This window comes from Pseudomonas sp. 91RF (assembly GCF_003576265.1).
GTDB lineage: Bacteria > Pseudomonadota > Gammaproteobacteria > Pseudomonadales > Pseudomonadaceae > Aquipseudomonas > Aquipseudomonas kribbensis.
Map to the genome: position 1 here is coordinate 1 of NZ_QWFC01000011.1, position 9,084 is coordinate 9,084.

9 protein-coding genes are annotated in these 9,084 nt (G+C 62.7%); 5 read left to right on the forward strand and 4 right to left on the reverse strand.

The genetic code is table 11. The features are described 5' to 3' along the window. The coding region (locus tag DXT77_RS02020; RefSeq protein ID WP_119426433.1) for an acetyl-CoA C-acetyltransferase at window positions 1-1,216 on the reverse strand (1,216 nt) is incomplete at its 3' end. Window positions 1,217-1,393: 177 nt separating this feature from the next. Here DXT77_RS02020 and DXT77_RS02025 point away from each other — a divergent pair. From DXT77_RS02025 to DXT77_RS02040, 4 genes are all read left to right on the forward strand, one after another. Continuing rightward, window positions 1,394-2,746: a 3-oxoacyl-ACP reductase gene (locus DXT77_RS02025; protein WP_119426434.1), complete on the forward strand. Its 1,353-nt coding sequence runs from the start codon at window positions 1,394-1,396 to the stop codon at window positions 2,744-2,746. 2 nt (window positions 2,747-2,748) lie between these two features. Then, on the forward strand, window positions 2,749-3,603 hold the full coding sequence (locus DXT77_RS02030; protein ID WP_119426435.1) for a MaoC/PaaZ C-terminal domain-containing protein: 855 nt from the start codon (window positions 2,749-2,751) through the stop codon (window positions 3,601-3,603). 351 nt (window positions 3,604-3,954) lie between these two features. Beyond that, window positions 3,955-5,487, forward strand: a complete 1,533-nt coding sequence (locus tag DXT77_RS02035; protein ID WP_119426436.1) for a collagen-like triple helix repeat-containing protein — start codon at window positions 3,955-3,957, stop codon at window positions 5,485-5,487. Between the two features lie 134 nt (window positions 5,488-5,621). Further along, a complete protein-coding gene (locus tag DXT77_RS02040) occupies window positions 5,622-7,292 on the forward strand; it encodes a ShlB/FhaC/HecB family hemolysin secretion/activation protein (protein WP_119426437.1) in 1,671 nt (556 codons plus the stop codon). 81 nt (window positions 7,293-7,373) lie between these two features. Here DXT77_RS02040 and DXT77_RS02045 read toward each other — a convergent pair whose 3' ends face one another. From DXT77_RS02045 to DXT77_RS02055, 3 genes are all read right to left on the reverse strand, one after another. After that, a complete protein-coding gene (locus tag DXT77_RS02045) occupies window positions 7,374-7,781 on the reverse strand; it encodes a response regulator (RefSeq protein ID WP_085732763.1) in 408 nt (135 codons plus the stop codon). A gap of 63 nt (window positions 7,782-7,844) precedes the next feature. Continuing rightward, window positions 7,845-8,057: a Flp family type IVb pilin gene (locus tag DXT77_RS02050; RefSeq protein WP_119426438.1), complete on the reverse strand. Its 213-nt coding sequence runs from the start codon at window positions 8,055-8,057 to the stop codon at window positions 7,845-7,847. Window positions 8,058-8,179: 122 nt separating this feature from the next. Then, a complete protein-coding gene (locus tag DXT77_RS02055; protein ID WP_065260230.1) occupies window positions 8,180-8,386 on the reverse strand; it encodes a Flp family type IVb pilin in 207 nt (68 codons plus the stop codon). Window positions 8,387-8,717: 331 nt separating this feature from the next. Between DXT77_RS02055 and cpaB the strand changes: the two genes are divergently transcribed. After that, window positions 8,718-9,084, forward strand: a 367-nt coding sequence (gene cpaB, locus DXT77_RS02060) for a Flp pilus assembly protein CpaB (protein ID WP_119426439.1), incomplete at its 3' end; no start/stop codon positions are given.

Here is a 9,084-nt window from a genome sequence, read left to right on the forward strand (position 1 = left end):
AGATGTGTATAAGAGACAGCAGCAACTTCGCCAGGTTCGCCACAATCCGCCCACCCGTCGCGGCAAACGGATGCCCCGCCGCCAGCGAGCTGCCCTTGACGTTCAAACGGCTGCGGTCAATCGAGCCCAGCGGCGCATCCAGCCCCAATCGGGTCTTGCAGTACTCCGGATCCTCCCAGGCCTTGAGCGTGCACAACACCTGCGCGGCAAATGCCTCGTGGATTTCGTAGTAGTCGAAATCCTGCAAGGTCAAATCATTGCGCGCCAGCAGGCGCGGCACCGCATACACGGGGGCCATCAGCAGCCCTTCGGCGCCGTTGACGAAATCCACCGCCGCCGCTTCGCCGTCCCGCAGATAAGCAAGGATCGGCAAGCCGCGTTCTTTCGCCCACTCTTCACTGCCCAGCAACACCACCGACGCGCCATCGGTCAGCGGTGTGGAGTTACCGGCGGTCAGCGTGCCCTTGGCGCTTTTCTCGAAGGCCGGCTTCAGGGTCGCGAGTTTTTCCAGGGTCAGGTCCGGGCGCAGGTTGTTGTCGCGGGTCAGGCCGAGGAACGGGGTCATCAGGTCGTTGTGCCAACCCTCGCTGTAGGACGCCGCCAGTTTGTGGTGACTTTCGAGGGCCAGTTGATCCTGCTCTTCACGAGAAATGTTCCAGGTCTGCGCCATCAGCTCGCAGTGCTGGCCCATCGACAGGCCGGTGCGCGGTTCACCGTTGCGCGGGAACTCAGGGATCAGGTGTTTCGGACGCAATTGCAGGAAGGTCTTGAGCTTGTCGCCGGTGGTCTTGGCGCGGTTGGCCTGCAGGAGGATCTTGCGCAGACCTTCGCTGACGCTGATCGGCGCATCCGACGTGGTGTCGACGCCGCCGGCAATGCCGCAATCGATCTGGCCGAGAGCGATCTTGTTCGCCACCAGCAGCGCCGCTTCAAGGCCGGTGCCGCAGGCCTGCTGGATGTCATAGGCCGGCGTCGCTGGTGACAGACGCGAGCCGAGCACGCACTCGCGGGTCAGGTTCATATCCCGTGACAATTTCAGCACCGCCCCCGCGACCACTTCACCCATGCGCTGGCCGTGCAGGTTGTAGCGTTCGATCAGGCCTTCCAGGGCGGCGGTGAGCATCACCTGATTGCTCGCGGTGGCGTACGGGCCGTTGGAACGGGCGAACGGAATGCGGTTGCCACCAATGATCGCGACGCGGCGCAGCTGACTCATGAAAAACTCCTTGTGAAATATCCAGTCTGAAAATCGGGCACTGAAAATCCCGCCGGGCCCCAAAAACACCGGGGGCAAACTACTCTGCTGTTCTAGCGTAGGCCTAAATGTGTGGATCGAACGATTGATTGCCCTTCGCAGTCCACACTTTGAACCCCATCTTCTGGAGAGCGTTCCATGTCTGACCGCTATATCGACTTCGCCAACTCGTCCATCGGCCACCGTCTGGTCGGGGCCCTGGGCCTGCCGTCGCCGGTGCGGCTGGAACGCTGGCAGGCCGGACGCCTGCGGCCCGTGGAGGGCGCGCTGCTGATCGGCGGCGGGCCGCTGGCCGAACGGGTCAGCGCCTTCGCCAACCGGCTGACCGACGCCATTTACCGCTACGGCGACCAACCTGCGTCCGCCACCCAATGGATTCCCGGCCATGGCCCGAAGCTCAAGGCTGTGGTGTTCGACGCCAGCGATCTGCAGCACACCGACCAGCTCAAGCAGCTGCGCGAGTTCTTCCAGCCGTTGATGAAGAATCTCGACAGCAGCGCGCACCTGGTAATCCTCGGTCGCGCCCCGGAAACCCTGCGCGAACCGTTTGCCGCCAGTGCTCAGCGCGCACTTGAAGGCTTTTCCCGTTCGCTGGCCAAGGAGCTGCGCAGCGGTGGCACCCTGCAATTGATCTACGTGGGAGAAGGCGCCGAAGATCAGCTCGAGGGGCCGCTGCGGTTTTTCCTTTCACCGAAAAGCGCGTTCGTGTCCGGGCAAGTGATCCGGCTGAATACCTGTGCGACTCAGGTCACAGACTGGACGCGCCCGCTGGCCGGGCGCAAGGCGCTGGTCACCGGCGCGGCTCGCGGCATCGGCGCCTCCATCGCCGAAACCCTGGCCCGTGACGGCGCCGAAGTGATCCTGCTTGACGTACCGCCAGCGAAAACCGACCTGGAAGCCCTGGCCGCGCGCCTCGGCGGGCGCGCCATCACCCTCGACATCTGCGCCGAAGACGCCGCCGCGCAACTGATCGAACAGTTGCCGGACGGCCTCGACATTCTGGTGCACAACGCCGGCATCACCCGCGACAAGACCCTGGCCAACATGACGCCCGAGTTCTGGGACGCGGTGCTGGCGGTCAACCTCAACGCGCCGCAAGTGCTGACCAAGGCCCTGCTCGACAGCGGCACGTTGCGCGACAACGCACGGGTGATTTTGCTGGCCTCCATCAGCGGCATCGCCGGCAATCGCGGGCAGACCAATTACGCGGCGAGCAAGGCCGGGCTGATCGGGCTCGCTCAGGCCTGGGCACCGACCTTGCTGGAACGGGGCATCAGCATCAACGCCGTGGCGCCGGGCTTCATCGAAACCCAGATGACCGCGCACATTCCCTTCGGCCTGCGTGAAGCCGGCCGGCGCATGAGTTCGCTGGGTCAGGGCGGTCTGCCGCAAGACGTTGCCGAGGCGGTAGCGTGGCTGGCACAACCGGGCACCGGCGCGTTTACCGGGCAGGCGCTGCGGGTCTGTGGACAAAGTGTTCTGGGGGCTTAGGCATGAGCATCGAATGGCACACGCTGCACCGCGAGCCGAGTCTGCCGGGGTTGTATGTCCGGGCGGCGACCCGGCGCAAAATCACCGGCACCACGTTGCCCGACAGCGGTTTGCGCTGCTGGGTCGACGTTGATGGCAAACGTCTGGCGGCTTATCGCAAGGTCTGCGGTTTTGCCGATGATGGTCTGCTGCCGCCGACGTATCCACACGTACTGGCGTTTGCGTTGCAGATGCAATTGCTCACGGCCAGGGACTTTCCCTTCCCGCTGCTGGGACTGATTCACCTGAGCAACCGCATTCGTGTACTGCGGCCAATGGGCGGGATCAGCCGGGCGCAGGTCAGCGTTCGGGTGCACAACCTGCAACCCCATCCGAAAGGCGCGACGTTCGACCTGCTGACCACCCTCGACGATCAGCTCGGCCCGCTATGGGAAGCCGAAAGCCGGATGCTCTGTCGCGGTGTGAAACTCGATGGCCAAGCGCTTGAACAAACCTGGGAACCCGCGCTGCCACTGATGCAGGTCGCGCAATGGAAAGCCCCGGCGGACATTGGCCGGCAGTACGCCAAAGTCTCCGGCGACTACAACCCGATCCACCTGAGCGCGGCCAGTGCAAAGCTGTTCGGTTTCCCTACCGCCATTGCCCATGGCCTGTGGAACAAGGCACGTACGTTGGCGGCGCTGGCGGATCATCTGCCCCGGGCCAATCTGGAAGTCACCGTGGATTTTCGCAAGCCTGTGCGACTGCCAAGTGAGGTGTCATTGTTCGCAAGCGCTGCAGGATCCAGCGGTGAATTGCGCCTGATCGGCGCCGGGGATCTGGAACACATGGTCGGCAACTGGCAACCGATTGCCTGAATCGATACGCCGCTTCGGCCGCTCTCCCGTCCCTGGCGGGAGGCGGCTCACAGCAGCGGAACATGATTAATTGTGTGTATATAACTTAAGTTTTTACCCCCGCCACCCGCCCGCAAGTCAAACAACAAGCCTTGATTTTCAAGGCTTTTTTTTGCGCGTTTATATCCTCGGCATTAGTCGTTAAGCAGCAGGTTCACCGATCTATATAAAGGCGTTAATACCAAGTCGAGAATGGTGTGGATCCAGCCTTGCGATTGATATGGGCACAACGGGCGAAGGCATTGCCGACAACAGAATCGGCGAGCCATCGAAGACAACGAAACGTTGTGACAGGTGCAAGGAATACCCATCATGAAAACTCAAGTGTGGTGCAAATCGGCAACAGCTTTGGCATTGATCCTCTCCCTCGGCCTGGCCGGTTGCAGCAGCGGCGGTGGCGGTCATCACAGCAGCTCCAGCAGCTCGACTCCTGACAGTTCCACCACCGGCACTGGCGGAACAAGCGGCAGCGGCGGTACGACCGGGACCGGCGGCACTGCAGGAACGGGCGGAACAGGCGGCACCGACCCGACCAATCCGACTAATCCAACCAACCCGACGGATCCGACCAACCCCACCAACCCGAGCACACCGCAGGCACTGGTCACCTCGACGCTGGTGCAGGATGTCGGCAGCACTGTTGCCGGTGTCGGTAGCGGTGTCGGTCAGGTCGGTGACTCCCTCAGTGGTGTGCCCGTGGTCGGCGGTGTGGTGCAAAGCGCTGCCAAAACCGCCGGCAACGTGGTGACTACGCTGGGCGATGGCGTGGCCAACGGTCTCGGCAAACTCGGCACCACCGACAACGGCCTGGGTGTCACCGCCTCGGCGGTCGGCGGCGTGGTGCAGGATGTCGGCAACGGCGTATCGGACCTGAGCGGCAAACTGGCCACCGCCACCGGCAGCGTTCCCGTGGTCGGCGGCGTGGTGACCAAAGTTGCGCCGTTGCTCAACGGGGTAGGTGAAAAAGTCACCATGCTTGGCGACACCCTGAGCACGGCCACAACCACCGGCCCACTCGGTTCGGTAACCAAAGACGTCGGCAACGGCCTCGTACCGGTGATCGCCATGGTCGAAAGCACCACCGACAAACTGGGTAGCGCGACCGGACTGGGTAATCCCGTCAACGGCCTGCTGCAGAAAGCCGGCAGCACCGTCGACGGCGTGGGCGACAACGTCACCGCGGCCGGTAACGGCAACGCCCTGACCGACACCGTCGGCGGCGCCCTGAGCAATGTCGGCACGGCCGTGGGCAAGGCCGGCGGGCTGGTGGACAACGGCACCGGATCGGGCACCGGCGTGGGTGGCGGGCTTGGCAACAATGGCTTGCTGCAGACCGTCGGCGGCGCGGTGTCCAACGTCGGCACCGGACTGGCAGCGGGCAACGGCGCACTCGGCGCACCTGGCGGCGTATTGGCTTCGGTCGGCAATACCGTGGCTTCGCTCAACACCGTACTGGGTGGTTCGGGCACACCGATCACTACCCCCACCACACCACTGGCCACACTGGGTGGCACTGTCGGTGGCGGGCTCGCGCCAGTCACCAGCGCCGTCACCAACCTGACCCAGAACGTCGGCAGCGCCACCGGGCTCGGTACTCCGGTGGCCGGCATCACCAGCCAGGTCGGCGGTGCGGTGGGTAATCTCGGTGGCGCCATCGCCGCCACCAACAGCCCGGTCACCACCGCCGTCGGTGGCCTGGTCAGCAACGTGGGCGGTACCGTGGCGGCGGTCGGCGGACTGGTCAACGGTGGCGCATCCACCGGTGGTACCGGCACTGGCACCGCTGGCGGTCTGGGCGGCGTACTCGGTGGCCTGACCGGCGCCTTGGGCGGCAGCAAACCCTGAATTGCACCTGGCCGATTCGACGGCCGCACCTACAGCGCCTACGCTTGGTTGAAGGCGGAAGATTCCCATGAGTCTTCCGCTTTTTTTCTCAGGAAAACCCTGCCCGGTGCTGCGGTTTGAACATGGAGTGTCCTATGCGCGTTATGGCATCCCTGCTGTTGCTCAGTCTCAGTTCCACCGCCCTCGCCGACACCCTGCCCAGCTTTCTCAACAGTAACGAAACCATCCGCAACCTGCCGGTACCGAACCTGCCTGCCGACGCCTACCGGCCGAGCGCAGCTCCGCTGCAAGTCCCGGAGCCCGGTGCCGCGGCTGCCGAGCCGTTGATGATGGGCACGAAGATCAACCTGAAAACCGTGCAGATCGAAGGCGGCACGGTCTACCCGCTGAACGAACTGGCAGAAATCTACAAACCCTTGATCGGCCATGAGTCCAGCCTCGCCGACCTGATCGAAGCGACCCGCAACATCACCCGACGCTACCAGAACGACGGCTATCTGCTGTCATACGCCTTCCTGCCGAAACAGAATTTCGATAACGGTGTGGCGCGCGTGGTGCTGGTGGAAGGCTATGTGCGGGATGTGCAGATGCAGGGCGACGTGGGCCGGGTCAAGGGGCTGCTCGACAGACTGGCGGCGAAAATCCAGGCCGAACGTCCTCTGACCCGCAAGACCTTCGAACGCTACACCACACTGATGACCCGCATTCCCGGCGTCACGATCCAGGCCCAGGTGCCACCGCCGGGGACCACCGATGGCGCGACCACGCTGGTCGCCCAGGCCAGCCGCAAACCCTTCACCAGTTCCCTGAGCACCACCGAAGACAACCGCAAGGGCACGCAGGCCCTGCTCGGTGTGAGCAGCAACTCACAGACGTCGATGGGCGAACAGCTGACGCTCAGCGGGCTGTTTCCACCGGGAAAGGATCACGAGCATTACTACCGTCTGGACTACAGCCAGTTCCTCGACGCCGAAGGCACGCAACTGAATCTGTCCGCCTCGCGCTACCGTGCCGATCCCGGCACCAACGTCGCGCTGGACAATGGCCTGGAGCTCAAACCCCACCGTGAAAACGACCGTTACTCGGTCGGCTTCAGCCTGCCACTGATTGCCGCCTCGAACGAACTGCTGACCGCCGGAGCGCGCCTGTACGCGGTCAACGACAAGACCCGCTATAACGTCATCGGCTATCCGTTGAGTGTCGAAGAGCGTACCGACATCCGCGCCCTCGCCTTCGAAAGCGACTGGCGCAAGGCCGACGCACGCCAGTTGCGGATTCTCAGCGGCGGCGTCTATCAAGGGCTGGACAGCATGGGGGCGCGCACCAACAACAGCGCCATCGATCTGAACTTCCTGCGCCTGCGTCTTTCCGGAGTGCAGAGCGACAAGTTCTTCGATAACTGGCAAGGCGTGCTGTCGGGCGCACTGTACTGGACCGACGACACCCTGCCCGACAGCGAGCGCGCGGTTTTTGGCGGGCAGAATTTCGGTCGCGGCTACCCGGACGATCAGGCGTCCGGCGACAAGGGCTGGGGCGTGGCTTACGAGATCAACTACAGCTTCAACCGCGACGGCAACTGGGTGCGCATCCTGCAACCCTACGTTGTGCTCGACCGCTCCCGCAGCTGGTTCAACCAGTTGCCGGTGCAAGCCAACAGCCTGTCATCGGCAGCCGTGGGCCTCAGATTTGGCGATGCCAGGTACTACAACATCGCCCTGGAAGCGGCCAAACCCATGTCGGATGAAGCGCTGGATACCTACAACCGCCGGCCGCGCTACAGCATCAGCTTCAGCTATCAGCTGTAGCCATCGGGCGCCGGATTGAAGTTCTTTTGCAGTGACCGTCAGCCTAGAGACCACTGACGGTCACTGCAGCGGTCTCAGGATTCAGGAAACATTGACCCTGGGCTTGGGAAACAGGTTGTCGAGGGTTTCCAGCAGCCGCACGTGATAGATCGGCTTGCGGAACAAGTCCAGCACCTGCAGGCGCAGCATGTCGCTGACGTCTTCCATGTCCGCATGCCCCGACGTCACGATCACCGGCAGATGCTGACGGGAGGTGTGTTCGCGCAGGCGCTTGATCAGCGACATGCCGCTTTCCTCCGGCATGCGCAGATCCGTGATCACCAGGGCGATGTCGGGATGGCGGGTCAGATGGTGCAGGGCGAGCTTCACCGAGGTCGCGGTATGACAGACGAAGCCCTCGCCCTCCAGCAACTCCGCCAACTCGAGCAATGCGTCCTCTTCATCGTCAACCAGAAGCAACTGTTGGCGGGGCAGTGAAGAAGCAGTCATTGGTCAATCCCTGAGAAGCTGAAGGTGGAACCGAGTGTAGTGCGAGATTTGCCACCCATCGAGTCAGGGCAACTGCGTCGGCGCAGTCTGTGCCGTACCGCCAAGGGCCACGAGGATGTTGTTGAAGATCGCCAGCACCTTGGTGCCTACCGGCGTCACGAACACCACAACCACAATGGCGACCATCGCCACCACTATTGCGTACTCGATGGCCGACGCGGCTTCAGTTCTGTGCAGAAAACGCCGGGCATGCAACATCAAGAACTCGAAGAGCATGGCGCTACTCCTTTGTGCCAAGGCACCGGATTGCGGCTTTCAAAGGTGCTCGCGGTTTACGGCCCGGAACACAGGCCGCAAACCCGCAAGCAGGATTCGACGAACGACGTGACGAGATGTGATCAGGGCACAGGCTTGGTCTGCGCAGTACCGCCGAGAGCGACCAGAACAGAGTTGAAGATGTTCAGTACCTTGGTGCCGATCGGTGTCACGAACACCACGACCACCACCGCCACCATCGCCACCACAATCGCGTACTCGATAGCCGAAGCCCCTTCCTCACTCTTGAAAAACAAACGGGCCCTGGCCAACAGATAATCGAGAATCATACGTTCACTCCTTTGCGCTCCCGGCGCCGATGTCGCTACAGCGGCAATGCTTCCACCGTGCCATCTGAGCATTGTCAACAATCCACCCGTCAACAACTGTAAGAACGGATTAATCCCAAAGCATTAATCGCTTCGTCTTTCTGCCCATTTCGACTGCTAATTGGCCAACACTCATACTTTCGTAGGTTATTTGCCGGCCAGTAATGGCGTTTTGGCTTGTTTCAGCTAGCGTGGAAATAGCGAAATAGTTGGATGTTCATAGCTGCCTGATTGCGATGTTCCCTTGGTTGGAAGTGCGGGCTGGTAGTGCAGCAGGAAAGGGAGAGCCGTCATGAACAGTCGTGTCACCATGGGTCTTGCCACCGTGCTTCTGCTGGGGGCCATCGTCGTCGGCTACTGGGGCCTGGTGCTCAGCCGGCAACCGGCACCGGTTGCCGAGGCACCCGCGCCTGCGGTGGTCACCGTGGAAAAGACTGTCGCAGCCGCCGAAGACCAGACCCGCCAGCCTGTGGTGGTGCTGGTGCATGATGTCCCGCCGTTCACCCCCCTCACCGCTGCCGACCTGGCCATCGAAAAACTGCGCAGCGCCCCCGCCGGCAGCCTGAGCGCCATTGATCAGGCCGTGGGCCGCACACCGTGGCGTCACCTGAATGCCGGCACCTGGCTCAACGCTGAAAGCCTGTCTCTTATACACATCT